Below are 26704 nucleotides of genomic sequence, written 5' to 3' on the forward strand. Positions count from 1 at the left end.
CGTATGTCCCGATGTCGTACGCCGCGCGAATGCGTGGAGTGGTGTCCCGTGTCAGGGCTGGGGGACGACGTTCTCCGCCTGGGGGCCCTTGGGGCCCTGGACCACGTCGTATTCGACCTTCTGGTTCTCCTCCAGCGACCGGTACCCGGAGGACTGGATCGCGGAGAAGTGGACGAAGACGTCGGGGCCGCCCGCGTCCTGCGTGATGAAGCCGAACCCCTTCTCCGCGTTGAACCACTTCACGATGCCTGTTGCCATTGGTGCTGATCCTTCTCAACGTGCCACGCGGACCGCACAAACGGTGCAGTCGTCACGATCCTGCCCTTGTGTCCCGCCCGCCACACTCCGGGTGCAGCCAATCCGGGGACGGGTCGAACACCCTGCCGACCCCCGGTGGACCTGAGGGCGCGCGCCGCGGTCAGGCTCCGGTGTCCGGGGCGGGGGTCAGTGCAGCGGAGCGGGGGCGCCCGGCCGCGGCAGCGGCGCGGCGGCCGCCGCTCATGCGGCAGCCGAGGCAGTCCGGGTGGCCGCCGTGCGCGGCGGTGTCCCGGACCCGCCAGTCCCATTCGGCTTCGGGCCGGGGGCCGCTCGGCTTGCCCCAGCCGGCCAGGTGCAGCAGCCAGGTGGTGAGGCCGGCCGCCGCGACGAGGGCGAGGCCCAGCCAGAGGGCCGGCCCCGAGGAGAGGCACAGCCCGGCGCCGGCGACGGCGCTGCCGAGGACCGCCAGGGCGGTTCCGGTCCAGCCGGCCACGGTGTGCCCCATGTCCACGTGCCCGTGCGCGCTCATGCGTTCTCCCAAGTAGGCTTTCCGAACAGGAAGTTTTACCTCGCGAGATAAACATCTGATCAAGGAAGTATCTCGCGGTCTAAGTTACTTAGATGCTAAGGAGTATCGGCGTGCAGGGCAAGCCCCGCCCACCGGCCACGGCCGCGGAGGCGATCTCCCGCATGGACAGCTACGTCGCCCTCGGCCTGATCGGCCAGCAGGAGGTGGCGCAGCTGCTGGGCCTGAACGTCACGGACCTGACCTGCTTCGGCCACATCCTGGGAGCCTGCGAGGAGCCGCTGTCCGCAGGGGACCTGGCCGCGCTGACGAACCTGACGACCGGTGCCGTCACCGGCGTCCTCAACCGCCTGGAGCGCGCCGGATTCGCCGAGCGCCGCCCCGATCCCGCCGACCGGCGGCGGGTGCGCGTCGTGGCCGTGCCGGAGGCCGCGCAGCGGGTCATCGCCGTGTACCAGCCCTTCTACGACCGCCTCGGCAGGCTGTTCGCCCAGTACACCCCCGACGAGGTGGCCGTCATCGCCGACTGGTTCGACCGGGCGGCCGCCGAGGCCCGGGAGCACCTGGACCGCCTGCGGTCCGGCGGGGCCGCGACCCTGACCGGCCCCGCGGCGGCGGCTGCCCCCGGCGGTACACCGGCCCCGATGGTAAAATCACCCTTTTCGCGCCCCGAGGAAGGCTCTGCATGAGGAACCCGTCACCCTACGGGCGTTTCGGCGTCAGGCCCGCCGCGAAGGCGGCCCCGAGGAGCACCGCCGCCGGCAAGGGCGGCAAGGCACCCCGGAGCGCCGCGCCCGCCGGCGAGTTCGCCATGCCCGAGCCGGCCGTGCCCGCACTGCCGCCGGTGGCGTCGTTCGAGGAGCTGGACCTGCCGAGCGAGCTGCTCGGAACGCTGGCCCAGGCCGGCGTGGCCGAGCCGTTCCCCATCCAGGCCGCCGCCCTCCCCAACGCCCTGGCCGGGCGGGACGTCCTCGGCCGCGCCCGCACCGGCTCCGGCAAGACGCTCGCCTTCGGCCTGGCCGTGCTGGCCCGGACCGCCGGCCGCAAGGCGGAGCCGAAGCGGCCCCTCGCGCTGGTCCTCGTACCGACGCGCGAGCTCGCGCAGCAGGTCACCGAGGCGCTCGCCCCGCACGCCGCGGCGCTCGGCCTGCGCATGACCGCTGTCGTCGGCGGCCTGTCGATCGGCCGGCAGGTCAGCGAGCTGCGCCGCGGCACCGAGGTCGTCGTCGCCACCCCCGGCCGCCTGAACGACCTGGTGGGCCGGCGCGACGCCTCCCTGGAGCGGGTCCGTACCGCGGTGCTCGACGAGGCCGACCAGATGTGCGACATGGGCTTCCTGCCGCAGGTCACGGAGCTCCTCGACCAGGTCCGCCCGGACGGGCAGCGCATGCTCTTCTCTGCGACCCTCGACCGCAACGTCGACCAGCTGGTGCGCGCCTACCTGAAGGACCCGGTCCCGCTCTCCGTCGACCCGTCCGCGGCGACCGTGACGACCATGGACCACCACGTCCTGCACATCCAGGCCGCCGACAAGTACTCCGCGGCGACCGAGATCGCCGCCCGCGAGGGCCGCGTGCTGATGTTCCTGGACACCAAGCACGGCGTGGACCAGTTCGTGAAGCACCTCCGGGCCATGGGCGTGCGCGCGGAGGGCCTGCACAGCGGCAAGTCGCAGCCCCAGCGGACCCGAACGCTCGCACAGTTCAAGGAGGGGGCGGTGACGGTCCTCGTCGCCACGAACGTCGCCGCCCGCGGCATCCACGTCGACGACCTGGACCTCGTCGTGAACGTGGACCCGCCGGCCGACCACAAGGACTACCTGCACCGCGGCGGCCGCACCGCCCGCGCGGGCGGCTCCGGCAAGGTCGTCACACTCGTCACCCCGAACCAGCGGCGGGACGTCGTCCGCCTCATGGCCGATGCCCGGATCAGGCCCACGACCACGCAGGTCCGTTCCGGCGAGGCCGCGCTCAGCCGGATCACCGGCGCCAAGGCCCCCTCGGGCGTGCCGCTGTCGGGCGCCTCGCCGACCGACGCCAAGGGCCGGCCGGCCGGCTCGGACCTCGGCTTCCGCGGCATGGGCAGCCGGTCGGGCAAGGCCGCCCGCGGCAAGGAGTCCCGCAAGACCGCCGAGGCCAAGGCCCTCGCCGAAGCCCGCCGCGCGGCCCGCGTCCGCCGCGGGCACTGAGCCGGGGCGCGGGGAGGCGAACGCCGTGGGGCGGGCCGGCCCCGGTGAGGGGCCGGCGGAGCGGGACGTGGCGGTCAGCGGCGCTCGCGGCGCCGGCGGCGGGCGGTGACGATCGCGCGGGTGACGACCGGCGGCAGCAGGTCCTTGGCCAGCTTCCGCCAGGCAGCTCCCGGCCGCGGCTTCGGCGCCGGCTTCGGGGGCGCGACCGGCTGCGGCTCGGGCTCCGGAGCCGGGCGCAGCGGCTTCGGGGGCTCGGGCGCGACGGCGCCGTGGTCGCCGATCCGCACCAGCTGCTGCCCGGCCACGTCGTCGATGCCGTGCCACAGGTCCGGGCGGCCCTGCAGCCAGTCGAGGAGGCCCTTCCTGTAGGGCTCGGGGTCGTCCCAGGTGGCGTACAGCTTCGCCCCCGACACGCAGACCAGCCGCAGGCCCTCGTTGGCGACGGCCGCCCACACGGCGGCGGCGACGCCGGGGCAGTGCTCGGAGCGGTAGTCGTCGAAGGCGATCACCGCGCCCGGGGCGGCGACGGCCTTGGACGAGGCGATGTCCTGGACCACGTGCTCGTACAGGTGGGAGGCGTCGATGTGGACGAACCGGCAGCTCGCCGGCCGGACCCGGTCGGCCACCATGAACGTCGGCGCCTGGATCACGGTCGGCAGCCGCTCGTGGAAGGCCAGGTAGTTCACCTCGAAGCCGCGGCGCGTCAGGGTGGGGTACGAGTCCTTCGTCTCCGCCAGGTTCGACTCGTCCGGGGCGGGCGAGTCGAAGAGGTCGCAGACGGTGAACTCCTCCCCCTCCCGCAGGTACTTCCCGAGGAAGATCGCGCTCTTGCCCATGAAGGCACCCAGTTCGAGCAGGTCGCCCGGCTCGGCCCCGCTCTCCTCCTGGTGGGTCAGGAACCAGTCGAAGATGGCCTGGTCGTAGTCCGAGAACCACCCCTCGACCTGCTCGTACGCGGTCGGAGCGGGGATGGCCGGCTCTCCGTCGGGGGTGGTGACGGGAGCATGCGAAACGTGCGACACGGAGTGCAGCCTCCAGTGGAACGGCTTGGATCGACGCTGATACCCGGCCGGGGGTAGGCAGACCATAAGCCTGCGGACGGCCGGAAGACGAGTCCTTGTGCACACTGGACGAATCCCGGTCCGCGGGGGCTTCCGTGATGCCCGCTTCGCCCCGGTCCCGCCGGGGGCGTCGGGGCGGATCAGGCGGTCGCGCTGCCGCGGCGCAGGCGCTGCGCGGCTCCGTTGCGGACCAGGCGCGTGCGGGCCGCCCCGGCGAGCAGGACGAGGGCCTCCTCGGGGACGGGCGAGCGGACGGCGGTGCGCTGGCACCAGTCCGAGGCTCCCGCCAGCTCCTCCGCCGACCAGGGCTCGCCGCGGACGACGGCCCTCAGCAGGACCCACTCGCGCAGCCGGCCCGCCGCGAACGCACGCCCGGCGACTGCGGCGGACATGGCCGCCGCCCAGTCGGCGAAGCCGTCGGAGTGCAGCAGGCGGGCGGCCCGCCGGTCCAGGTGCGTCACCACCGCGCTCTCCGCCATCACGGGGTCGGGGTCGCGCAGCACCGCCGCGACCGCGCCGGCCTCCGCCTCGGCCCCCGCGCGGCCCCCTGCCGCAGGGGTGCCCGCCGCTGCCGCCGCGGCCAGGGCGTCGAGGTGGCGGGCGTAGCGCCAGTGCTCGGGCGGTTCCGTCCCCTCCGGCGCCGGCGCGGGTATCGGCTCATCGGTGCTCCCCATGGGCCCCATTCCACACGACGGCCGCGGACGGGCGGCGCGCAGGGTGGGCGTGACGGGTACCGGGCCGGGCCCGGCGGTCAGCCGGCGGCCGGTGCCCGACCGCCCGGCTCCGGCTCGGGCTCGGGCAGCGGGGCTCCCGTCTCCAGCAGCGTCTTCAGGCTCGACGCCAGCATCGGCCAGGCCTCCCCGCACATCCCGATCAGCGAGCCGTCGGGAACGAAGCCCTCGTGGCGGATCGTCAGCCGCGCCAGGGCGTCCCCGACCGGCTCGATCTCGTACGCCACCCGTGTCCGCGGCTGGGCGGCCAGCTCGGCACGCAGCTCCTCGCCGACGCCCACCGAGGCCGCCCACTCGGGCGTGAAGGTGTGCCAGGTGTAGGCGAGCCGGCGGTCGGGGACGCACTCCAGGACGACCTGCTCGGCGTCCTCGGTCCGCGCCCCGCGCTCCACCCACACCATCGGCGAGCCCACCGCCCAGTCCGTCTCGAACGCCAGGCCCCAGTAGCGGCGGGTGTACCCGGGGTCGGTGAGGGCCTGCCAGACGACGGCGGGGTCGGTCCGGATGTAGACGGTGTACGTGATCGCGCTGTCGGTCATGCCCCCATGCTGCGGGACGGCCCTCCGCAGTGGCCGGATTGGCCCGCCCGTGGGACCAGGGACGGCGGTCGGGAGGGCGGCGGGGACGGCGGTCGGCGGGGCGCTGCTGCCGGCGGATGTCTCCTTATGACTTGGTTACATCCCTGCTGCTACTTTCTGGCGCGCGGACTGGCGGCATCGAACCCGCCGGTCCGACCACGTGGAACCGGCCCCGACCGGACCGGCCGGACCGAGGAGAGGCACAGGCATGCGAGGCGCTACCCGTCCCCGCACGGGCGCGGGCGGCGCAGGCGCGGGCCGCCTCACCGGGGTCGACGCCGTGCGCGGGCTCGCCGTACTCGGCATGTTCGCCGTACACGTCGGCCCCGGGGCGCAGCCCGACGGCGCCGGCTACCTGGTCGTCGCCGCGGACGGGCGGGCCCCCGCCCTGTTCACGCTCCTCGCCGGGTTCTCGCTGGCCCTCGCCGGGCGCGGCAGCCGGCCGTCGCCCACACCGGCCGGCGGGCCGCTCCGGCGGCACCGGCCGCTGCTGATCCGCTGCGCGGTGCTGGCCGCCCTCGGGCTGTTCCTGGCCGCGCTGTGGCCGGGGTTCCTCGTCATCCTGACCTTCTTCGCCGTGTACTTCCTCGCCGCGGAGCCGTTCACCCGGCTGTCCACGCCGGTGCTCACCGCCGTCGCGGGGGCGTCGGTCGTCGCCGGGCCCGTCCTGTCGTTCGTCCTCGGCCCCGTGTTCGGGTACGGGCGGTCCGGGCGCGGCGCGGTCCCCGAGCCGGCCGGGCTGACCAGCTGGGAGGGCCTGGGCCGCACCCTGTGCGAGCTGCTGCTGACCGGCGCCTACCCGGTGGCCACCTACTTCCCGTACGTGCTGGTCGGCCTCGCGGCCGGCCGACTGTGCGACCTGCGGGAGCGCCGCAGCGCGCTGCGGCTGGCCGGATGGGGCGCGGCCGCGGCCGCCGCCGGGTACGGCGGCGCCTGGCTCAGCGCGCACCTGCTCGGCGGCCGCGACCGGCTCCTCGCGGTGATAGCCGCCCGCCACCCGGAGGCCACGGGCGCCGCCGACCCCGTACGCGCCGTGCTGGACGGGCAGTTCGGCGCCATACCCAGCACCTCCTGGGACTGGCTGCTCGTCGCGGACCCGTACAGCCAGACCCCGATGGAGACCCTCGGCAACGCGGGCGTGGGCTGCGCGCTCATCGGCCTGTTCGTGCTCGCCGCGCAGCACCGGGCGGGCGTACGGCTGCTGGCCCCCCTCGCCGCGCTGGGTGCGATGGCGCTGAGCGCGTACGTCGGCCACGCCCTGGTGCTGGCCGGACCTGCGCACGGCGCGGCGTCCTGGACGGCGCTCGGCGTGTTCGCCGCGGTGTCGACGGCGGCGGCGTGGGGCTGGCAGCGCGCTTGGGCCGACAGCCCGCTGCGCCGCGGCCCCCTGGAACACGTCCTGCGAGTGGCGAGCCAGGGGCGCGCGGGCTGAGCGGCCGTGGGTCGGCTGGGCTGGGCCGGCCGTCTACTCGCCGACCGCTCCGTCGATCGCCTCGCGCAGCAGGTCGGCGTGGCCGTTGTGGCGGGCGTACTCCTCGATCATGTGCGTGAGGACGTAGCGCAGCGAGATCACCTCCCCTTGGAACTCCACCGTCTCGTCGAGGGAGGCGAAGGAGTCCGTGACGGCACGGGAGCGCTCGCACGCCTCGTGCCAGAGTGTGAACGCCTCGTCCACGTCGGCGTCGTCGACATGGAACTCGCCGAAGACCCCGTCGACCGCGGGCCACAAGGCGGAGCCCGCTTCCCCGCCCAACACCGTCCGGAACCACCCGCGCTCGACCTCGGCCGCATGCCTGACGAGGCCGAGCAGCGACAGGCCGGACGTCGGGACCGCCTTCTCCTTCAGCTGCCGGCCGGTCAGCCCGTGGCACTTCATGGCCAAGGTGGCGCGCTGGTAGTCCAGGAACGAGGTCAGCGACGAGCGGTCGTCAGCCGACTTGGAGGGCGCTGTGCGCGGCGTGCGCTGATCACCATTCATGCGGCGATCATGACAAGCGAGGGCCGGACGCGGCCACCCCGGCCCGCGGGGGCGCGTGCCGGCGCGGGCACGATCGGATGCGCCGGGGCGTCGGCTCCCGGACCACCCGTACGCGTGAGGGCGCATGGATCGGGCCGGGGCAGGTAGGGCACGCTGGGCGCATGGAGTTACGCCGGGCCGCGCTGCCCCTGCCGCTGACCCTCGCCGCCCTGGTGCTGGCCACGGGCTGCGTGACCGTACGGCCGGCAGGACCGGCGCCGTCGGGGCCGCCCGCGCCTGCGGCCGGCCGGGAGGCCTCCGTGGCGCTGCCGTTGAGCCCCCTGCCGGCCGGGGGCCGGACGATTGCCGAGTCGCCGTCGGCCCCGGCCGTCTCCTCCGCCCCGTCGGCGGCCCCCGCCCCGCGCAAGCGGCGGAGTGAGGCCGACCGCACGCCGCGCGGGGCACGGAAACCGCCGCGCGCCGCCGCACCGGCGGCCCCGGCCAAGCGCCGGAAGGCCCCCGCACGCCCGGCGCCCGGCCACCCGTACGACATGGCCTCCCTGTGCGAGGCCGCCAAGGGCACGGTCTCCCCCACCATCGTCGCCCTCTGCGGCTAGCGAGGTGTGCGGCAGCGGAAAACCCTGCTGCCGCGGCCGGAGTCGTGGCCTAGCCTGCTCGAACATGGACGAATTGCGCAGTGCCCGGCAGCTCCGGCTGATCGGCGAGACGGTGGAGATCGCGCGGGACCTCGGAGTGGAGGTACGGCTCCGCGGGGGTTGGGCCATGGACTTCTTCCTCGGCGAGGTCACGCGTGACCACGGGGACATCGACTGGTTCGCTTGGGCGGAGGACGCTCCCGCCCTGGCCGACGGCCTGCTGCGGTCCGGGTACGAACTCCTGGTCGGGCCGCCTGCCGAGCAGCAGCTCGATTTCCGCAAGCAGGGCGTCGAGAGCAGCTTCGCCCTCTTGGGCAAGGACCGTTGCGGGCGCGTGGTGGTGGGGGGCGGCCCCTGGGCCGGAGAACTGTGGCCGGAGGGCATGCTCGATGCTCCTCCCGGCCGTATCGGGGCGCTGCAGTGCCCGGTCATCAGTCCCCGGGCGCAGATCACGATCAAGCACATGACACCGGTCTGGATTCCCGGACGGCCCCGCCGCAGGAAGGACGCCGAGGACATCGCCCGGCTGGAAGCGGCTCTGCGGGAGCGGGGCACCCGTACGGCGTGAGCGTCAGCCGGCGTCTTCCGGCCGGTCGGTTCGCTGCTCGACCAGCCGGGCCGCGACCCGGGCCAGGAGCGGGAGTGGCACCGGGTGGTTCAGGGGGAACTTCAGGGTGCCTCGGCCCGCGCGGTACGGCGTCAGCTCGGCCTCCAGGGCCGCGTCTGCGGCGGTGTCCGGCACCGGGTACACGCTGATGTGGTGCTTCCAGCCCGCGAAGTAGACCACCGCCCGGCCTCCGGAGGTGAGGGCCGGAATCCCGTAGGAGATCGTCTCGCCCGCGCCCGGCACGGCTGCGCGCAGGGTGCGGCGCACATCCTGCAGGACGGGGCGGACTTCCTCCGGGAGGGCTGCCAGGTAGTCGTCGACGGTCTTCGCTGCGGCCATGGCGGCAGTGTGCCCGGCTGCTTCCGGTTCCGCCCGCCGGCGCGGGCGGCGGGCCGCCGGGTGGGTGCGCGGCGCGGGCAGAGGGTGCAGGGTTAAACGGTGGAGGCCCGTGCACACCGATACGTACAGTGACCGGGCACCCGTCGCCGAGCCCGAGAGTCCGCCATGCGCACCCACTACCCACGTACGCCCCACCTCCCCTGGTCACCGGGAGCGACCGCGGACGACGTGCGGGCCACCGGGGCGGAATGGTTCGCCGGGCGGGAGGTGGTCGTCACCGAGAAGCTCGACGGGGAGAACACCACCCTGTACGCGGACGGCCTGCACGCCCGCTCCCTCGACTCCGCCCACCACCCCTCGCGCGCCTGGGTGAAGGGCCTGCAGAGCCGGATCGGCGCCGGCATCCCGGCGGGGTGGCGCATCTGCGGCGAGAACCTGTACGCCCGGCATTCGCTGGCGTACGAGGACCTCGACAGCTGGTTCTACGGGTTCTCGGTGTGGGACGACGGCGACCGCTGCCTGGGCTGGGACGAGAGCGTGCGCTTCCTGCACGGACTCGGCGTGCCCGTCCCGCGCGTGCTGTGGCGCGGCGTCTTCGACGAGCGGACGCTGCGCAGGCTTCGCCTGGACACGGCGCGGCAGGAGGGGTACGTCGTGCGCACCGCGGCCGGCTTCCCGCGGGAGGACTTCGGGCGGTGCGTCGGGAAGTGGGTGCGGCGCGGGCACGTCACCACGGACGCGCACTGGATGTACGCGCCCGTCGTGCCCAACGGGCTCGGGCCGCGGGCCGCGCTGTGGGCGGTGCGGTCCGGTGCGGAGCCCGATCCGGTTGCGCTGGCCGCCGCCGTCGGCGTCGATGCTGAGGCCGCCTGCGGTGCGGGGGCGGCCTCCGTCGTGGCCGAGGTCGCGGGGCGGCTCGACGCGGCCGGCCGGGGCGGCGACGCCCGCCTCGCCGGGGTGCTGGCGGCGCTGCTGCACAGGGTGCCGCGGGCCGCGGTCGGGGCGCGGCTCGCGGCGGGGCCGGTCGGCATGCCGCTTGCCCGGCGGGTCGCGGACCTCATCGGCCTCCACCCGCGCCTGCGGCGGCCGTTCCCGGACGAGGAGCGGCGGGCCGGGCTGGTGCGGATGGCTGCGGCCGCCGATCTCGGGGTACTGCACGCGGTCGCTGCGGCCGTGGGGGCCGGGGGTGACAGTGATGCCCTGGCCGACGCGTCGGAGTGCGTGGAGTGGTCCGCCCTGTACGCGCAGGAGGAGGGGCTGCTCGGGCCCGACCCGCTGCGCCCCCTGCGGAACAGGCTGCGGGACGCCCTCGCCGGGCTGGATCCGGACGCCGCCGACCGGTGTGGGGCGGAGGCGCTGCAGTTGTTCGCGCAGGGCCGGATATCCACCGCCGAGGAGGCCGTGGCCGCGACCTGGCGGTGGCGGGACGGCCGCTTCCCGCGGCTGGTGCAGCTGTGCGGCCCAGCGGGCAGCGGCAAGAGCACGTACGCGCGGAACCTGCCGGGGGTCGACGCCTACATCGCCCTGGACGACCTGCGGGCCGCCCGGGGGAACCGCGCCGGCCAGCGGGACAACGCCGACGTGCTGCGCGAGGGCCTGGACCGGCTCGATGCGGCGCTCGCGGCCGGAGGCACGGTGGTCTGGGACGCCACGTCCCTGACCGGGCAGCAGCGGGGCCTGACCGCGGCGGTCGCGCGGCGGCGCGACGCCCTCGTCACGCACGTCGTGCCGTTGGTGGAGGAGGCGGAGCTCGTGCGCCGCAACGGTGTGCGGGAGCATCCTGTGCCGCCGCGGGTCCTGGCCTCGCACGTGCACCGGTTCAGGCCGCCCTACCCCGGCGACGGGCAGGGGCACCGCATCCGCTACCTCGGGGCCCGCGGCGACGTCGAGGCCACCGCGGGGGGTTCGGGCCTGGGCCAGGGGTTGGGTCCGGGCCCGGGCCCGGGGCCGGAGGACGGAACGGGACAGCGTACGGGGAGGGAGCGCACCGATGCGCACCAGTGAGCAGCTCTACCACCAGGTCCGGTGGGACCCCCGGTTCGATCCCGCGCGGTTCGTGATGGGCCTGCACCAGCGCGGGGCGCCGCCCAAGCGGGTCCCGCTGCCTTCGTTCGTGCCCGGCGGTGACATCCCCTGGCACCGGGTGCTGTTCGTCGAGGCGGACGGCGAACTCGTCTGGGACCGCGCCACCGGCACGGACCGGATCGACTCCACCACCGCCGGGCGGGTCCGCGACCCGCGCCTGCTGCGCGCCCCCGCCTTCGCCGCCCGGACCCCGTACGTGTGGGCTCCTGCCCGCCACGGCGCCGCGGACGACGGGGCTTGGCGTCCCGCCGAGGAGTCAGGGGCCGGCGCTGCGCGTCGGCCGGCCGCGGTGGCCGGTTCCCCGGTCCAGGTGCGGCTGCTGACCTGGAACACCCTGTGGGACCGGTACGACGCGCCGCGCATCGACACGGCCCGGCGCAGGCCGCTGCTCTGTGCCGGGCTGGAGGCCGCCGACGCGGACGTCATCGCGCTCCAGGAAGTGGAACCGGCCCTGCTCGACATGCTGCTGGAGCAGCCGTGGGTGCGGCGCGCGTACACGGTGTCGGCCGCGCCGGACGGCCGGGACGTCGCCGACTTCGGCCTGCTGGTACTGAGCCGGCTGCCCGTGGCGGAGGCCGGGCTGCACCGCCTCGGCCCCCACAAGGCGGTCTCCGCGGTGACCGTGCGGACCGCGGCCGGGCCGCTGGTCGTGGCCGCCGTCCACCTGACGAGCGACCACACGCAGGACGGGGCCGCGCGGCGGGCCGAGGAGCTGGCCCGTGTCGCCGAAGGACTCGGCGCTGTCGATGCCCATGTGGCGCTGGTCGGGGACTTCAACGACGGGCGGGGCGGCGCGGACGGGCCCGCCGCCGTCCTCGGGATGAGGGACGCGTGGAGCGAGGTGCACGGGGCGTCGGACGACACCCCCACGTTCGACCCGAGCGCCAACCCGCTGGCGGCCGTCGGCTCCCTGAGCGGGCGCGCCGCACGGCTCGACCGCGTTCTGCTGCGCTCGGACGCGGCACGGGTACGGCGGGCTGCCTTGCGGGGCGATGCCCCGGTGGGGGGCGGGCTGTTCCTTTCCGATCACTACGGGGTCGAGGTCGACGTCGAGGTCGGGGTCAGGGTCGGGGGCCAGGGCGGGGGCGGGTTCGGGGTCGAGGTGGGGTTCGGGGGCCGGCTGGCGGGCGTTGCGGGCGAGGGCTCGGGCGAGGGCGGCGGGGGCTCGGGCGCCCTCGCGAGTGCGCCGACCTCGCGGACTGCCGTCGCCTGGCTGCCGCCTTCCGATCCCGTGGTCGATGCGCTGCGCCGCGAGCACGATCCCGCCTTCGGACGGTGGCCCGCGCACGTGAACCTGCTGTTCGGGTTCGTCCCCGAGGCCTCCTTCGAGGAGGCCGTGCCGCTGCTGGCCGAAGCCGCCGCCGCCACGGCGCCGTTCCCGGTGCGGATGGCGGGCGTGTACGACTTCGGGCACCGCGAGGACGCCGCGCTCTGGCTGGACCCGGCCGCGGCCGGCGAAGCCCCGTGGCAGGAGCTGCGGCAGGCCCTCGCCTCCCGGTTCCCCGCCTGCCGGGGGCGCGGCGGGGGCTTCACACCGCACCTGACGCTGGGACGCAGCGCCGACCCGCAGCAGGCGCTGGCGGATTTCACCGCCCGGCTGGGTGGACCCGGGGCCGGCCGCGACGCCCGGGTCGAAGAGCTGGCCGTGCTCTCGCGGCGCGGCGATGAGCCGATGCGGATACGGGCCACGGTGCAGCTGGGGACGGGCAGCGTGCGCTGGCTGCCGGAGCCCGGGGCGGCGTTGGACGGGCAGCGGGAGGAGCGGGGCGAAGACGGGGGCGAAGACGGGGCCGACGCCGCCGTTGCCGTTGCCGTTGCCGAACGCGTCGCCGGAGCCCTCCGGGGCAGCGTCGTGCACGTCGTCGGATCGCGCCGCATGGGCTGCGCCCTGCCCGGAGCCGACCTGGACCTCGTCGCGGCCCTGCCCGGCGACGCCGACATCGAAGCCGTGCGTGAGGCCGTCGCGGCGGCACTCCCCCGGGCCCGGCGGCTGCGGGTCGTGACCGGCGCGCGCGTGCCCGGGCTACGGCTGCACGTGGACGGGTTGGACGTGGACGTGGTCGTCGTCGGCACCGGCGGGATCCGTCCCGAGGAGGCCGTGGCGCGCCGGGCTGAGCTCGGCGAGGCGGCGGCGGTCGCACTGAGCGCGGTGTCGGATGCGGAGGCCGTGTGCGCCGCCACCGCGGCGGCCGGACCGGAGCGGCAGGCGGCGTTCGGCGTGCTGGCACGGCAGGTGAAGGCCTGGGCCCGGGCCCGCGGGGTGGATGCGGCGCCGTTCGGCGGGGTTCCGGGGGTGGCCTGGGCGGTGCTGGCGGCGCGTACGGTGCAGGAGGCTCCGGAGGTGGGTGGCGCCTCGCTGCTGCGGTCGTTCTTCGCGAACTGGGCCGCCTGGGACTGGCGTGAGCCGGTCGCCCTGTGCTCGGCCGGCGGCACCGGCCCGCCGCCCGTCTCCGGGCACGACGGGTCGGACCCCGTCACGGTGCTCACCCCGTCTGCGCCGGTGCGGAGTTGCACCGCGCAGGTGCGGCCGGGGATGCGCGACCTGCTGACGCAGGAGCTGTACCGGGCCTGGGAGCTGCTGGAGGCCGGCCCGGCCGGTGTGGCGGAGCTGTTCGCCGTGCCCTCGCTGCACCGCCGGCACGCGGCATGGGCCGTGGTCACCGTACGGGGTGACACGCCGCGGGAGTTCGAGGAGGCCCTGGGCCGGGCGCGGGGCCGGATGCGGGCCCTGGTGGGGGCGCTGGAGGAGCTGGGCGGCGCCGACGTGCACGCCTGGCCGCGGCCCTTCGTCTCCTCGGGTGATGTGGTGCGGTACGCCGTCGGGCTCGGGGCCGAACCGCCGGACCGGGCGCGCCTTGAGGAGGCGGCGGCCCGGTGGTGCGCGGGCCTGCCGGGCGTGCGCGTGGAGTGGGCTGAGGGAGGCGACGTCCCGACGGTGGGATAGGGGCGGGGGCCGGTCGGGGGTGGGTGGTGGCGGGGGTTTCCCTCCCGGTTCCGCCGCCCCGGTCCAGCTTGCCGCATGGAGCAGCAGTCTGCCGCGGGTGGCGGGTCAGAGTTCGACGATGATCTTGCCCGCCGTGTGGCCCTCCTGGTTGAGGGCGAAGGCCGCTGCGGCGTCGGCGAGGGGGAAGGTTTCGGCGACGGTGACCTTCAGTTGGCCGCTGTCGGCCAGCTTGGCGAGTTCGGCGAGGTCGCTGCCGATGGGGCGCACCCACATCCACTGGCCGCGGGCGCCGAGGACGTTCGGGTCGGCGATCGAGGCGTGGCGGCCGTCCGCCGCGAGGACGGCCCGGGTGACGTCGAGGACGCCCCCGACGAAGTCCGCCACGACGGACACGCCGTCCGGGGCGAGCGCCCGGACCCGGTCCACCAGGCCGTCGCCGTACTGCACCGGCTCGCAGCCCATTTCGCGCAGCCGGTCGTGGTTGCGCGGGGAGGCCGTGCCGATGACGCGGGCGCCGAGCGCCCGGGCGATCTGGACGCCGCAGCTGCCGACGCCGCCCGCCGCGCCGTGGACGAGGACCGTGTCGCCCTCGCCGGTGTCCAGGCGGGTGAGCAGCTGGTAGGCGGTGAGGCCGGCCAGCGGCAGCCCGGCCGCCTCGCGCCAGCCGAGGGAGGCCGGCTTGCGGGCGAGGGCGCGCGCGGGGACGCTGACGTACTCGGCGAAGGTTCCGCCGTGCACGTGGTCCTTGCGCGCGTACGCCATCACCTCGTCGCCGACCGCGAACTCGGGGACGTCGATGCCGAGCCGCTCGACGGTGCCCGAGACGTCCCAGCCGGGGACCACGGGGAAGAGGACGTCCATCAGCCCGTCGAGGCCCCCCGCCATGATCTTCCAGTCGACGGGGTTGACCGCGGCGCACCGGACCTTGACGAGGACCTCCCCCGGAGCCACCTTCGGCATCGGCAGGCGGGTCTCCCGGAGCACCTCCGTCCCGCCGTACTCGTCGTACGCCATCGCCCGCATGGTGTCCTCGGACATCGCACCGACCTCTCGTGTGGGTGTGGGCCGGTCCCATCCCACCACGGTCCGCGGCGGGGCGCGCGCTCACTCGAACTCGGTGCCGCCCTTGCGGGTCAGGTAGGCGGGGCTGACCGCCTTGGCGATGGCCCGGCCGCCGACGACCGGGCTGTACCGCTCCGCGGCCGGGCGTATGACGACGCCCTCACGCAGGTGAGCCTGCCGGCCGGAGACGGTTTCGCGGCCGGTCGCCAGTTCGAGGACCTTGTCCAGGTCGTACGGGCCTTCGTACAGCCGCGGTACGAGGGGCAGGGACCCGTCGGCGAGGAGTTCCGCGGCGTCCAGCCAGCGGACCTGCCCGCCGATCTCGGCCGACACGTCGAAGACGGCGTACCCGGGGCCCGAAGTGCGGGCGTCCGTGTCGTAGGCCAGGTCCTGGACGCCGGCACCGTACACCTCGGCGAAGATGCCGACGCGGGTGGCGCCCAGCCGGGCCGCGAGCTTCGCGGCGGCCTCGGGGACGTGGTGGCCGCGGACGGCGCGCCAGTAGAGGTTGCGCTCGTCCTCCTTGAGGGCCAGGCCCTTCGAGCCGAAGCCCTTGGAGGAGACCAGCACCCGGTCCTCGGCGGCCACGTAGGTGAGCAGGCAGGCGGTGCCGTGCAGCTTCTCCGTCAGGACGACCGGCTCGCCCGGTTCGAAGATGCCCGGGTAGCGCTGGATGTTCTCGATGTCGACCCACGGCAGGAGGTCGGGCGCGGCCTCCACGTCGCCGCTCATCGAGGTCGGGACCGGCGGCACCCACTTCGAGATGCCGAGCCGCTCCGTGAAGTCCGTGCCCTCCGCGGCGGCGCGGGCCAGGTCGACGCCGGCGAGCGCCCGCGGCCGGCACACCAGGCCCTGCGACAGCTCACCGCGCAGGCGGACCGCCTTCACCCGGTCGGCGCCGGAGCCGGAGAGGCGTCCGGTCAGGCCGAGTTCGTCGATCAGGTCGGCGGGCAGGACGGCCTGCTCGGGGATGTACAGGGCGAAGTCGCCGGTGGTGTAGACACCCTTGGCGACGACCGCGCGGTAGAGGCCCACTTGGGCGAGTTCCAGCGCGTCGGCGTTGGGATGCTCGTGGACGGTCAGCTGTTCGACGGTGACCTTCAGCGTGGACATGGCGGCTCCTCGGGTCGGCGGAGATCGGCTCCCACACTTTGCGAGGAGTGGTTTGCGCTGGTCCAGCTCTTTTCCGGGTGTTAATGTGCCCGGTTCTCGCGGGGGCTGTCAGACGCCGAATTCCGCTCTGGTGGCGGGGCCGTAGACGCCCGAAGGGTCGCCCTTGATGTCGCGGTCGCGCTGGAGTTGGGCGACGCCGCGCTTCGTCTGCCCGTCGTAGACGCCGCTGACCTTCACGTACGTGAACCCCTGCGCGTACAGCGCCTCCTGGAGGGCGGTCACCTCCGACCCCCGGTCGCCCATGCGGAGGGTGCCGCCGTCGCCGGTCTGCGGCCTGCCGGACGCGGCCGAAGGGGACGGCGGCGGCGAGGAGCGGTCGGCCTTCGGGCTCGCCGACGGGGCGGCCGAGGCCGTGGGGGCCACGGTGGCGGAGGGGGTCGGGTCGGGCGCGGTGCCGGGGGCGCGCAGGACCGGGACGGACACGTCGGGCCGCTCGGAGGAGAACGCCGACTCCCGCTCGGCGTCCCCGCCCGGGAGGAGGGCCAGTGCGCCGGCGCCGAGGAGGAGGGCGGCTCCGCCGGCCGCCCACAGGGGCGTGCGGCTGCGGCGGTCGTCCTGCCGTCGGCGGCGGGCCGCCGCGCGGCCGCCCGGCGCGGAGGGTGCCGGGGGTGCGGCGGGCGGCTCCGAGAAGGCGGCGGGAGCGGGCTCCGGCCAGGCGATCGGTGCGGGTGCGTAGTCGGACGGGGCGTCCGGCGACATGTAGGGGCGTACGAGGCGGCCGTCTTCGGGCCCGGGCTCGCGGGCGTCTGGGGACATCGTGCTCTCCCGGCGGGGAAGGGGGCCGGTGTGGCGGTGCGGCGCCGGCCCCCGGCCGGTCGGGGCCGTTCCGGTGGGCGGATTCCTGACCGGCGCACTCTCGCCGACCCGGCGGGCGCGGTCAAGCCCGGTGTCCGAACTGCACCATCCGTCCGTCGGGTCGGGGCGCTCTGCCGCGGTCGGCGGTGCGGGGAGGGCGGAACGCGGCGGTGTCACCCGGACGCGTGAGGGCGGGGCACCGGCCGGGCCGCCGTCGGGCATCGTGGACGGCATGCAGCTACGCCGGGCCCTGCCCCTGTCCCTCGCCGCACTGCTCGCCGGCACGGGCTGCACCGCGGCCGGCCCGGAGCCGCCGCCGCGCGGGCCGGTGCCGCCGCGGACCTCCGTGCCGTCGCCCACAGAGCGGGAGGCGGCGCGGGAGGCGCCGCGCGGGCCGTCCCCGACGGCCGGCCCGCCGCCCCCGCCGCGGACGGCCCCGGCGGGTGGGGCGGAGCAACCCCCGTCCGAGTACGCGGATCCGCCCCTGCGGGGTGAAGAGGCCGCCGTACGGCCGACCGCGCGGGCCTCGGCGCCTGCCGTGCCGCGGCGGGTGCAGCCGCCGCGGCCGAGGCCGGTGCGGCAGCCGCGGCGGCACAACGCCGTGCCGTCCCCGGAGGGGGCGGAGCCGTCCGGGCCGGAGGCGTTCCTGCCGTACGGCGACGACCCCTGTGCCGCCGCGGAGGGTGCCGTGCCGCCGTCGGTCATGGACCTGTGCGTCCGGCAGTACGGGCACTGACCGGTTCAGGCGCCCCGGCGGACGCCCGCGGCGACCGCGGCGCAGCGCCGGGCGGTGTGCCGGCGGGCGGTGCGCAGGCGGCGCAGGGTGGTGTGGCCGCGGCGGCGCCATTCGCCGCGGGGCAGGGCGGCCCGCTGGCCGCCGCTGGTGATGAGCGCGTTGACCGGGGCGTGCGGGTCGGTCGCCATGCCCTTGGCGACCAGGACGCCCACCACGAGGGGCAGCACGGCCACGGCCAGGGCCGAGCCTGCGATGGCCGCCTGCCGGATGCGGGGGCGCGGGGTGCGGAGCGGGGCGTCGGTGGTCATGGCCCCATTCGACCAGCGGCGGCGCGGCCGGGTATCGGAGCGGATACTCAGGTCGTGGGGTGCGGGGTACTCAGGTGCGGTGCGGCATATGGGGAGGCGGTCGGCGTGGTCGGGTCCGGGGTGTCGTTCGAGGCGGCCGGCGGGGACGGTCCGCCGGTCGGTGGCGGGCGGCGCGCCGGCGAGGTGCGCACCGCTCATGAGGGGCTGTTGCAGATCCGTCGGGTGGTGAACGGGCGGGAGGGGGAAGGGGTTCCCGCGCTGTGGGAGGTGCGGTCCATGCCGCGGGCGGTGGCCCTGGCGCTGGAGGCTGCGGGCATCCCGCCGTCCGCCGTGGACGGGGAGGGGCGGCGGGTGCGGACGGGGTACCGGGTCGCGGAGGGGCCCGAAGGGCGGGCGCAGGTGTCGTGGGCCGGGCCGCCGGGCAGTGGCGCGGCCGGTGAGGAGGGGGACCGGCTGGCGGAGTGCGCGGCCGTGCTGGAGCGGCTCGGGTGGGTCTGCCTTGTCTACCGGGGGCGCCGCGGCCGGCGGTTCGTGGAGGTCGAGGCGCCCCGCTGACCGGGGTAGCGGGCGGCCAGGGCGGCGACCGTCGCGGCGACGGCGGAGCGGAGGTCGGGCGGGCCGACGACCTCGGCCTCCGCGCCGAGCCGCAGCAGGTCCCCGACGGCGACCTGCTCCGCCTCCACCGGCAGCCGGACGAGGGTCCAGCCGTCCGCGTCGGCGGGATCGGCGTCGGCGAGGGCGCGGGTGCCGGCGGCCCCGAACAGCATCGGCAGCAGCCGCTGCCCGCGCGGGGAGAGCCGTACGAGCGCGGTCTGCCGGTGCAGGGCCGCGTCCAGGCGGCGCGAGGATTCCTCCCAGTAGGCGGCCAGGTCGAAGCCGGGCGGCCGCTCGGCCCGCTCGCCGGTCGCCTCAGCCCGGTGGAAGCGGGACACCCGGTAGGTGCGGACGGGCCCGTCCGGGGCGTGGGCCACGAGGTACCAGATGCCGCCCTTCAGCACGAGCCCGAGGGGGTGCAGGACGGCGGTGCGCTCCTCGCCGTTCCAGCGGCGGTAGCCGGTGCGCAGCACGTGCTGCTCCCAGACGGCGCCGGCGATCGGGGCGAGGTGCGGGACGGGGTCGGCGTCCCGGAACCAGGCGGTGGCGTCGAGGTGGAAGCGGCCCTCCAGCCGGCGGGCCCGGTCGGCGAGTCCGGCGGGGAGCGCGGCCTGCAGCTTCAGCCGGGCGGCGGCGAGGTCGGCGCCGAGGCCGAGGTCCCGGGCGGGGCCGGGGGCGCCGGCGAGGAAGAGGGAGTCGGCCTGGGAATCGGTGAGGCCGGTGAGGCGTGTGCGGTAGCCGTCCATGAGGCGGTAGCCGCCGGCGCGGCCGCGCTCGGCCCGGACGGGGATGCCGGCGGCGCCGAGGGCCTCGACGTCGCGGTGGACGGTGCGTACGGACACCTCCAGGGCGACGGCCAGTTCGGGCGCGGTCATCCGGCCGCGGTTCTGCAGCAGCAGGAGGAGGGAGAGGAGGCGGTCGGCGCGCATCGGGCCATTGTGCGGCGGGTGCGCGGAAAATCCTGACGGAGGGTGTCGGGTATGGCCGCCAGGGTGGGTGTCGCAGGCGTCGGCGGGCATCCGGCCCGCCGGGCTGCCGACCGGGAGGTATGCCATGGCCGTCGTCCGGACCACGGGCCGTTTCACGTTCGCCGACTGGAAGGAGGAGCCGGTCGGGGCGGAGGGGGTGGTGCCGCGGCTCGCGCGGAGCACCGTGGTGAACTCCTTCACCGGCGGGATCGAAGCGCCGTCGACAGTGTGCGCGTACACCATCGCGTACACGGGGGACACGACCGGCTCGTACACGGGGGTGGAGCTGCTGTCGGGTGCGGTGGACGGCCGCGAGGGGACGTTTCTGCTGCGGGAGGAGGGCACGTTCGACGCGGACGGGACACGGTGCGCGTTCGAGGTCGTGCCGGGCTCGGGGACGGGCCGGCTGGCCGGGCTGTCCGGCTCGGGCTCGTTCGAGTACCGGCACGGCGACACCTCGGTCCCGTACGCGTTCGCGTACGAGCTGGGCTGACCCGCGGCGGGAGGGCGCGGAGCCGTGCGGTCCGCGCCCTCCCCCGGCTACGGTGCGCCGAAGGTGAGGGTCAGCTGCGGGGTGCCCTCCGCGGCCGCCGCTTCGGACGACCACAGCCACAGCGCGTCCGAGCCCGAGCCGGTCAGTGCCGCGCTCCAGGAGGAGCCGAGGGCGGCGGCCACCGGCGCCGTGGACAGGCCCGTGGTGTGGACCGCCGAGCCGTCCGGGACCGGGCCGAAGGTGCCGAGGGCCGGACCGCCGAGCGCGGGATGGGTGTCGTAGGTGGTTCCTGCCTCGCTCCACGCGCCGGCGACCGGCACCACCGAGACGGTGTCGGCCGATCCGGCGCCGCTCATCGTGCTGGTCTTCACGCTCAGGGAGGCCGACTTCAGCACCGTGCCCGGCGGCGCCGCCGGCAGGTCGAAGCGCAGGTAGGACGTGTACAGCGGGTTGCCGCGGACGGCGAGCGACCCGGAGGTGCCGTAGGCCGTGCCGGGCGCGCCCGCGTTGGCGTAGGTGTCCTCGGCGGCGGAGACCCGGACGACCGAGTCGGCGGGCGCCGAGGCGAGGCGGTGGTGCTCCTGGACCTGCGCGGGCGTCAGGACGCTGCCGTAGACGGCGGTCTCGTCGAGGCGGCCGGCCCAGAAGTCGCTGGACGGCCGGTTGGGCCAGCTGGTCAGGTTGTCTCCGCCCGCGTGCCAGTAGCCGGCGAAGTTCTCGTGGGTGGTGACGTTCAGGGTGCCCCGCTGCACGCCGTCGACGTAGAGGGCCATCCCTCCGGGGCCCTGCGTGGCGACGACGTGGTGCCACGTGTCGTCGTTGTAGGAGCCGGCGGTGGCGACGGTGCGGGTGGCGCCGTTGTAGACGCCGAAGACGAGCCGCCCGTCGTTGGTCATGTACAGGTGCTTGTCGTACTGGCTGCTGCGGCGGTCCTGGTTGCTGCCGAAGCCGAAGAGCTTGCCGCCGCGGGTGGTGTTCGTACGGAACCACGTCTCGATGCTGTACGTGGCCCCGACCGTCTGCCGGCGGTCCCCGTACACCTTGGTCGCGGCGCCGTCGAAGCCGATGGCGGTGCTCGCGCCGGTGACGGCCGCCGGGGTCTGGCGCAGGGCCGGGCCGGCGAGGTGCACGCCGTTCTGGCTGCCGCCGGCGGACGAGTCGGCGGCGTACGGCAGGACCGCGTCGTCGTAGCGCCAGTACAGCTGGGCGCCGTCGGCGCGGACGCGTTCCGCGTAGGCGTCGGCCGAGTGCGGGACGGTCACGGACGCCGTCGCCGACAGGGCGCTGGTGTTGCCGGCCGCGTCGGTCGCCGTCACCCGGTAGGTGTACGTCTGGCCGGGCGTGACGGCGGTGTCGGTCCAGGACGCCTGGGGGCGCCTGAAGAACAGCGAGTCGGCGGCCACCGTGGCGACGGGGGTCGCCGAGCCGTTGCGGTACACCCGGTACGTCAGGCTGCTGTCGTCCAGGTCGAGGCTGGTGCGCCAGCGGACCTGCACCTCGCCGGGCCGGAAGCTCGCCGCACTCGCGACCGGGGTCGTGGGGGCGCCGGTGTCGCCGGTGGACGCGAAACGGGTCAGGCTCTGCTGGGCGGCCCCGTTGACGGTGGTGAACTCACCGCCGACCCACAGGTAGCGCACGCCCGCCTTGGCGCCGACCGCCATCACGCGCGGCCCGATGCCCTCGCCGATGCCGTCGTTGGTGTCGGGTGACCAGCCCAGCTTCCCGGTTCCGGTGGTGGGCTGGGCGAGGAGGTGGTGGCGCGCCCCGTCGGGGAACTCGCCGACACTGGAGCAGTCGTGGGCGTGCGAGGCGCTGTAGAGCACGCCCTGGTCCGGGAGGACGGCCTGGGTGGCGCCGAGGCAGGTGTCGCGCCAGCGCTGGCCGAAGCCGGCGAGGTCGAGGGCGATGCGGCCGTCGAAGACGCCGCCGCCGGTGCCCTCGTTGGCGGTGTAGAAGCCGCTCCCGTCGGTCGCGACGTCCTTGACGACGGAGTTGGCCGGGATGAAGTTCGGATAGGCCTTCGTGACGGCGCCGCTCGCGGCGTCCACGACGGCCAGGGCGTGCGAGGAGGCTCCGTTGACGGTGAAGAAGTCGCCGCCGAGGACGGCGTTCTGCCCGTCAGGGGTGAGTTCGACGGCCCGGCCGGGCTCGTCGGCGTCGGCCCGGAAGGGTCGCAGCGCCCCGTCGGCGGCGGCGACGGCGGCGAAGCGCTCGCGCGGCTGGCCGGCGACGGTGAGGAAGTCGCCGCCCGCGTAGACGGTGTCGCCGCTGACGGCGAGCGCGCGGACGGTCGCCGCGAAGGCGGGGCGGAAGGACTGCTTCACCGTGCAGGTGGCGACGTCGATCGCGGCGAGGCTGGAGACGGGGGTGCCGTTCACGGCGCCGAAGTAGCCGCCCGCGTACAGGGTGGCCTTGTCGGGTGAGAGGGCGAGGGCCCGCACGGTGGCGGTGCCGCTGCCGATGGTGAAGGACAGCTTGCAGGAGGTCGGTGCGCCGGTCGCGGCGTCGAGCGCGGTGAAGTTCACGGCGGGCTGCTCGGCACCGGCGCCGCCCGCGGGCGGGCGTACGGCGGAGAAGGTGCCGCCTGCGAAGACGGTTCCGCCGGCCTCCGCCAGGGCCCAGACGACGCCGTTGGGCTGCCAGGTCGGCAGGGCGTCGGCGGTGAAGGCCACGGGCGGGGTGACGGCCCCCGCCTGCGGGAGGACGCCGAGGCCGACGCAGGCGCCGGTCCCGGCCACGGACAGGGCGAGCGCGGCGGCCGCCCCTCTGGTTCTGCGACGCATGAACCCCCCAGGTGGTTGGTGCAGTGTGCGCTGGTGGCCGGCAGCGGACGTGTGGGGCGCCCCCGGCCTGTGTACGGGCACCCTAGGGGGAATCAGGCGCCCGTTCATCACACTTGGCATATCGGATGGGAAATGGGCGCGGGCCGGGCGCGGTCGGTCACGCGGCCGGCAGCGGCCGGCACAGGAGCGCCGCGGGGCCGGGGCGGGCGGCGAAGCGGGTGGTGAAGGCGATGCCGGCCGCGTACTCGGCGGGTCCGCACTGGCCCTTGTGGTGGCCGTGGGCCCAATCCCCGCCGCCGGCGCCCGCGGGCCGGGCGTCACCCCGGTCGAACCACACCGTGCGGCCCGGCGCCGCGGGGAGCGCCATGCGGGCCGGCGCGCACAGGGCGGCCGAAACGCGGCTGCCGCGCAGGCTGTAGCCGATGAGGAAGCGGTCGGCCGGGCACTGGAGCTTGGTGTACCCGGTGGCCCAGTCGCCGCCCGGCGGGACGTGCGCCTCGTCCCGGACGACGGTGTGGGCGCCGGCCGCGGCGCGCAGGTCGGAGGTGCTGCACAGGCCGCGTCCGCCGGTGTGGGCGAGGCCGGCCAGGCGGGATCCGTCGGGGCAGGCGGCCTTGCGGGCCCCACTGTCCCAGTCGCCCGCGGCCCGGGTGAGGAGGGAGGCGCTGTGGTCGCGGTGGTCGGTGGTCAGCTGGTGCCACGAGGGGGCGGGGGCGACGGGTCCGGTGCGTCCGGGGGTGGCTGCGAGGCCGGTCCAGGGCCGGGTGCGCCAGTCCCCCGCGTCGAGCACGCCCGAGCGGCGGCCGGCGGAGTCGTACCGGAGCACCGCCCAGGTGTCTCCGCCGGGTGTGCCGTGGGCGGTGGTGCTCCAGCCGACGAGCGGCCAGTACGCGAAGTCGGCGTCCGCGTCGGTGAGCAGGCCGGTGAGGTTGCGGAACCAGCTCTGCGGGCGCGGGCCGGCCTCGTCGGCGCCGATGCCGAACTCGCTGATCCAGACGGGGGCGGTGAAGTGCGCCCCGGATTCCGCGGCGACGAACAGGGCCTGGTCGTGGACGACCTGCGCGAGCTCGTCCCGGCCGAGGTCCTGGTACCGGGGGTCGCTGGTCTCGCCGAGGCCGGTCGCGCCGCTGTGCCGGGGGCCGGTGTATCCGTAGAAGTGGGCGGAGTAGACGAGCTTGCCGGAGCGGACGAGGGTGTGGGAGAGGGTGCGGGCCGGGGTGAGGGTGGGGCGGCCGTGCGGGAAACCGTCGACGGGGATGCCGGTCCAGTTGATGCCCTCGACCACGATCAGCAGGTCGGGGTTGCCCTCGGTGAGGATCCGGTCGGCGGCCTCCTGCGCGGCGGCGTGCCAGTCGTGGTTGTCGCCGAGGCCCCAGTTGGGGTCGTCGAAGGTGTCGCGGCGGACTTCGTTGTAGAGGTCGGCGCCGACGACGCGCGGGTTTCCGCGGTAGCGGCGGGCCATGGAGACCCAGTCGTCGGCCCACTGGGCGGTGGTGCGGCCGCTGTTCCAGCGCTCGTTGCCGTCGAGGCCGCAGCACCAGCGGGTGGTGACGGTGTGGTTGTTGAGGATCACGGCGAAGCCGGCGTCGGTGAGGGCGGAGACGGCGGCGTCGAACACCTGGAGCGGTGTCTTCCCGCGCAGGGCCGGGTTGGCGGCGACGGCTGCGTCCGGGACGGGGGCGGAGGTGCGGAGCATCTCGTTGGAGAACGGCAGCCGGATGCTGTTGAGGCCGAGGGCGCGGAAGTCGGCCAGGAGGGCGGGCATCGGGACGCGGTCGAGTCCGAGGGGTATCCCGTGGGAGTTCTGGCCGGCGTGGTGGGCGGCGGGGTCCGTGCGGTCCCCGGAGCCGTTCCAGGAGCCCTGGGCGCCGTCCCAGTTGCCGGAGCGGAGCCGGAAGCGGCTGCCGTCGGCGTCGACGATCCAGCGGCCGCGGGTGGACAGCGGCGGGGTCCACTCCTCGGCTGCCGCGGGCAGTGCGCCGGACGGGGCCGCCGCAGCGGGCGGCGCGGCCTGCGCCGGGAGGGCCGACGCCGGTAACGCTGCCGCCGCCAGGAGGAGGGCGAGGAGGGGGCGGACGAGGCTCTGCACGGGCGGCTCCTGCCGGTCGGGCGCCCGAGGGTGCCGGGCGGCTGCCGCGGTCAAGTTACCGGCCGGTCTGCCCGGGCGGAAGCCGCGTGCACGGTGGGCCCGGCGGCCCGGCCCGGCGAAACGGCCTCCGGCGCCGGGCTCCTGCCTCTACCGTGCCCTCAGCGGAAGCCAGAGGGACCGGAGGGGTGGGGCGGATGGACGAGGAAGAGGACCTGCGGCTGGCGAGGATGACGCCGGAGATCTCGCGGCGCACCCTCGTCATGCTGCGCGGGCTCGCGGGCCTGGAGCCGGCGGAGCGCGTGCCGGAGGACGCGATGGCGGTCGCCGACGCGATCCTGGCCGAGCACGGCACGGACGGGCTGCGCGTCCTGGTGATGACGCTGGCCGCCTGGGCCACGGCCCAGATCGAGAACGTGGCCGAACTGAGCCGGCGCAGCCACGAGGCGGTGCTCGACGCGATGGAGCTGGCCTGCCTGGAGGCCGGCGCGGAGGACTGACGAAGGGCGCTGCGTCGCGGCCCCGGATTCCGGGGGCCGTCGGCGACACTGGGGTCAGGGCCTGTCAGGCCCGAGCGGGGGGCCCTGATCGGAGGCCGTCGTGAGCACACCATCTTCTGTCCGGATCGCCGCAGTCCTCTCCGCCGAGCACCGCGGCCGGCTGATGTCCCACGCCGTGGAGGTCAACTTCCCCGAAGGCGCCCGGATCTTCGAGGAGGGATCGCCGTCCGAGGCGTTCTGGATCGTGCGCTCCGGCACGGTCACCCTCCAGACCCCGGTGCCCGGGGGGCGGCGGCCGACGCCGATCGAGAACCTCGGGCCCGGCGAGCTCGTCGGCTGGTCCTGGCTGTTCCCGCCGTACGTGTGGCAGCTGAGCGCGGAGGCGATGACCCCGGTGCGCGCGTACGAGTTCGACGCGACCGCCGTGCGGATGACGATGGACGCCGACCCGGCCTTCGGGTCCGCGGTCGGGCACTGGGTGGGGCGGGTCCTCGCCCTGCGCCTGCAGCAGACCCGCACCCGGCTGCTGGACATGTACGCGCCGCGCGCCGCGTCGGCCGTCCAGTAGCCTCCGCGGCCTCCGGGCGCCCCCGGAAGCGGCCGGGCACACCGTACGGGAAACGTTTCAGCGCGTGTGTTCGGCCGAATCCCCGGCGCGCTCCCCCACAGGTCAGTGCACCGGGGGCCGCTGCGGACTGCATACACTCGCTCACGAACGGTGACGAAAAATCACGGTGCGAACGGGCGTTCACGGCTTGTGTCGGCAAGACTCCTGTCCGCTATCCGAAGCAACCCACCCAAGGAGTTCGCAATGCGGTCCATCGCACGGAGTCTCGGCCTCGGTTCCGCCGCCATGGCGCTCACCGCGTTCACCGCGCTGGCCTGGCCCGGGGCGGCCGACGCCGCGCCGACCGGTACGGAGAGCATGTACGCGCCCTCCGCCCTCGTCCTGTCCGTGATCGCCGGGGAGGACCCCGCGTACGGGACGGTCCAGCGCGCGGTGACCCTGAGCTGCGCCCCCAAGGCGCGCGGCACCCACCCCTCCCCCGGGCGGGCCTGTGCCGACATGCGCCGGCACGCCGCGGACCTCGACAGGATCGCCGAGCCCGGCCCGGGCGTCGACTGCACCCGCGAGTGGAACCCGCTGACGGTCACCGCGGAGGGCGTGTGGCAGGGCCGCAAGTTCAGCTACGCCCACACCTACGCCAACCCGTGCGGGCTTTACCACACCAGCAGCACGCTGTTCGCGTTCTGACGGCCGCCCCTTGCCGGCGGG

Annotated in this window: 27 protein-coding genes; 13 read left to right on the plus strand and 14 right to left on the minus strand. The window is 75.7% G+C overall.

Annotated elements, in window-relative coordinates:
• Positions 1-51: 51 nt before the first annotated feature.
• Together IE170_RS16135 and IE170_RS16140 are read right to left on the minus strand one after the other, a co-directional pair.
• Positions 52-258 carry a cold-shock protein gene (locus IE170_RS16135; RefSeq protein ID WP_189810071.1) on the minus strand — a complete coding sequence of 69 codons (207 nt, stop codon included), beginning with the start codon at positions 256-258 and terminating at the stop codon, positions 52-54.
• Between the two features lie 160 nt (positions 259-418).
• A complete protein-coding gene (locus IE170_RS16140; protein WP_189810072.1) occupies positions 419-787 on the minus strand; it encodes an HGxxPAAW family protein in 369 nt (122 codons plus the stop codon).
• 110 nt (positions 788-897) lie between these two features.
• Between IE170_RS16140 and IE170_RS16145 the strand changes: the two genes are divergently transcribed.
• Positions 898-1473: a MarR family transcriptional regulator gene (locus IE170_RS16145; protein WP_189810152.1), complete on the plus strand. Its 576-nt coding sequence runs from the start codon at positions 898-900 to the stop codon at positions 1471-1473.
• A 122-nt stretch (positions 1474-1595) separates the two neighbouring features.
• Complete coding sequence (locus tag IE170_RS16150) at positions 1596-2972, plus strand: DEAD/DEAH box helicase (protein ID WP_223856133.1); 1377 nt, start codon at positions 1596-1598, stop codon at positions 2970-2972.
• 74 nt (positions 2973-3046) lie between these two features.
• Here the strand turns inward: IE170_RS16150 and IE170_RS16155 are convergent, their stop codons facing one another.
• The 3 genes from IE170_RS16155 to IE170_RS16165 form a co-directional block, all read right to left on the minus strand.
• Entirely contained in the window at positions 3047-3994 is a 948-nt protein-coding gene (locus tag IE170_RS16155; RefSeq protein ID WP_229884835.1) for a class I SAM-dependent methyltransferase, read from the minus strand.
• A 179-nt stretch (positions 3995-4173) separates the two neighbouring features.
• Positions 4174-4707, minus strand: coding sequence for a hypothetical protein (locus IE170_RS16160; protein WP_189810075.1), 534 nt, complete (start codon positions 4705-4707; stop codon positions 4174-4176).
• Between the two features lie 77 nt (positions 4708-4784).
• Positions 4785-5303 carry an SRPBCC family protein gene (locus tag IE170_RS16165; protein WP_189810076.1) on the minus strand — a complete coding sequence of 173 codons (519 nt, stop codon included), beginning with the start codon at positions 5301-5303 and terminating at the stop codon, positions 4785-4787.
• Between the two features lie 247 nt (positions 5304-5550).
• Here IE170_RS16165 and IE170_RS16170 point away from each other — a divergent pair, with 247 nt between their 5' ends.
• Positions 5551-6774 (plus strand): DUF418 domain-containing protein, encoded by a 1224-nt coding sequence (locus IE170_RS16170; protein WP_189810077.1) that lies wholly within the window; start codon positions 5551-5553, stop codon positions 6772-6774.
• 33 nt (positions 6775-6807) lie between these two features.
• Here the strand turns inward: IE170_RS16170 and IE170_RS16175 are convergent, their stop codons facing one another.
• Positions 6808-7320, minus strand: a complete 513-nt coding sequence (locus IE170_RS16175; RefSeq protein WP_189810078.1) for a DinB family protein — start codon at positions 7318-7320, stop codon at positions 6808-6810.
• Positions 7321-7481: 161 nt separating this feature from the next.
• Here IE170_RS16175 and IE170_RS16180 point away from each other — a divergent pair, with 161 nt between their 5' ends.
• Together IE170_RS16180 and IE170_RS16185 are read left to right on the plus strand one after the other, a co-directional pair.
• On the plus strand, positions 7482-7916 hold the full coding sequence (locus IE170_RS16180) for a hypothetical protein (protein WP_189810079.1): 435 nt from the start codon (positions 7482-7484) through the stop codon (positions 7914-7916).
• A gap of 64 nt (positions 7917-7980) precedes the next feature.
• Positions 7981-8523, plus strand: coding sequence for a nucleotidyltransferase domain-containing protein (locus IE170_RS16185; protein WP_189810080.1), 543 nt, complete (start codon positions 7981-7983; stop codon positions 8521-8523).
• Positions 8524-8526: 3 nt separating this feature from the next.
• On the opposite strand, the gene IE170_RS16190 is transcribed toward IE170_RS16185, so the two are convergent.
• Entirely contained in the window at positions 8527-8901 is a 375-nt protein-coding gene (locus IE170_RS16190; protein WP_189810081.1) for an iron chaperone, read from the minus strand.
• Positions 8902-9066: 165 nt separating this feature from the next.
• Here IE170_RS16190 and IE170_RS16195 point away from each other — a divergent pair, with 165 nt between their 5' ends.
• Entirely contained in the window at positions 9067-10905 is a 1839-nt protein-coding gene (locus tag IE170_RS16195) for an RNA ligase family protein (protein ID WP_189810082.1), read from the plus strand.
• Positions 10892-13930: a poly(A) polymerase gene (locus tag IE170_RS16200; RefSeq protein WP_189810083.1), complete on the plus strand. Its 3039-nt coding sequence runs from the start codon at positions 10892-10894 to the stop codon at positions 13928-13930. The genes IE170_RS16195 and IE170_RS16200 overlap by 14 nt, the downstream gene beginning before the upstream one ends.
• A 105-nt stretch (positions 13931-14035) precedes the next feature.
• Here the strand turns inward: IE170_RS16200 and IE170_RS16205 are convergent, their stop codons facing one another.
• The 3 genes from IE170_RS16205 to IE170_RS16215 form a co-directional block, all read right to left on the minus strand.
• On the minus strand, positions 14036-14968 hold the full coding sequence (locus IE170_RS16205; protein WP_373298999.1) for an NADP-dependent oxidoreductase: 933 nt from the start codon (positions 14966-14968) through the stop codon (positions 14036-14038).
• 66 nt (positions 14969-15034) lie between these two features.
• Complete coding sequence (locus IE170_RS16210; protein WP_189810084.1) at positions 15035-16105, minus strand: RNA ligase (ATP); 1071 nt, start codon at positions 16103-16105, stop codon at positions 15035-15037.
• Positions 16106-16213: 108 nt separating this feature from the next.
• Positions 16214-16921, minus strand: a complete 708-nt coding sequence (locus IE170_RS16215; RefSeq protein WP_189810085.1) for a peptidoglycan-binding domain-containing protein — start codon at positions 16919-16921, stop codon at positions 16214-16216.
• Positions 16922-17192: 271 nt separating this feature from the next.
• Here IE170_RS16215 and IE170_RS16220 point away from each other — a divergent pair, with 271 nt between their 5' ends.
• Complete coding sequence (locus tag IE170_RS16220) at positions 17193-17696, plus strand: hypothetical protein (protein WP_189810086.1); 504 nt, start codon at positions 17193-17195, stop codon at positions 17694-17696.
• A 5-nt stretch (positions 17697-17701) separates the two neighbouring features.
• On the opposite strand, the gene IE170_RS16225 is transcribed toward IE170_RS16220, so the two are convergent.
• The gene (locus IE170_RS16225; RefSeq protein WP_189810087.1) at positions 17702-18004 is read right to left on the minus strand and encodes a hypothetical protein; all 303 of its coding nucleotides are present in this window, start codon (positions 18002-18004) and stop codon (positions 17702-17704) included.
• Positions 18005-18280: 276 nt separating this feature from the next.
• Between IE170_RS16225 and IE170_RS33400 the strand changes: the two genes are divergently transcribed.
• Complete coding sequence (locus IE170_RS33400) at positions 18281-18559, plus strand: hypothetical protein (protein WP_308428406.1); 279 nt, start codon at positions 18281-18283, stop codon at positions 18557-18559.
• Here the strand turns inward: IE170_RS33400 and IE170_RS16235 are convergent.
• Positions 18508-19527 carry a helix-turn-helix transcriptional regulator gene (locus IE170_RS16235; protein ID WP_189810089.1) on the minus strand — a complete coding sequence of 340 codons (1020 nt, stop codon included), beginning with the start codon at positions 19525-19527 and terminating at the stop codon, positions 18508-18510. The genes IE170_RS33400 and IE170_RS16235 overlap by 52 nt on opposite strands.
• A 124-nt stretch (positions 19528-19651) precedes the next feature.
• Here IE170_RS16235 and IE170_RS16240 point away from each other — a divergent pair, with 124 nt between their 5' ends.
• Positions 19652-20059, plus strand: a complete 408-nt coding sequence (locus tag IE170_RS16240; RefSeq protein ID WP_189810090.1) for a DUF3224 domain-containing protein — start codon at positions 19652-19654, stop codon at positions 20057-20059.
• A gap of 47 nt (positions 20060-20106) precedes the next feature.
• Here the strand turns inward: IE170_RS16240 and IE170_RS16245 are convergent, their stop codons facing one another.
• Positions 20107-22842: a LamG-like jellyroll fold domain-containing protein gene (locus IE170_RS16245; RefSeq protein ID WP_189810091.1), complete on the minus strand. Its 2736-nt coding sequence runs from the start codon at positions 22840-22842 to the stop codon at positions 20107-20109.
• A 157-nt stretch (positions 22843-22999) separates the two neighbouring features.
• A complete protein-coding gene (locus IE170_RS16250; protein WP_189810092.1) occupies positions 23000-24931 on the minus strand; it encodes a glycoside hydrolase family 5 protein in 1932 nt (643 codons plus the stop codon).
• 194 nt (positions 24932-25125) lie between these two features.
• Here IE170_RS16250 and IE170_RS16255 point away from each other — a divergent pair, with 194 nt between their 5' ends.
• The 3 genes from IE170_RS16255 (at position 25126) to IE170_RS16265 (ending at position 26683) form a co-directional block, all read left to right on the plus strand.
• Entirely contained in the window at positions 25126-25428 is a 303-nt protein-coding gene (locus tag IE170_RS16255; protein ID WP_189810093.1) for a hypothetical protein, read from the plus strand.
• A 100-nt stretch (positions 25429-25528) separates the two neighbouring features.
• Positions 25529-25996 carry a Crp/Fnr family transcriptional regulator gene (locus tag IE170_RS16260; RefSeq protein ID WP_189810094.1) on the plus strand — a complete coding sequence of 156 codons (468 nt, stop codon included), beginning with the start codon at positions 25529-25531 and terminating at the stop codon, positions 25994-25996.
• A gap of 243 nt (positions 25997-26239) precedes the next feature.
• Positions 26240-26683: an SSI family serine proteinase inhibitor gene (locus IE170_RS16265; protein ID WP_189810095.1), complete on the plus strand. Its 444-nt coding sequence runs from the start codon at positions 26240-26242 to the stop codon at positions 26681-26683.
• The last annotated feature ends 21 nt before the right edge of the window (positions 26684-26704 follow it).

The organism is Streptomyces toxytricini, from assembly GCF_014649915.1.
GTDB classification, from domain to species: Bacteria; Actinomycetota; Actinomycetes; order Streptomycetales; family Streptomycetaceae; genus Streptomyces; species Streptomyces toxytricini.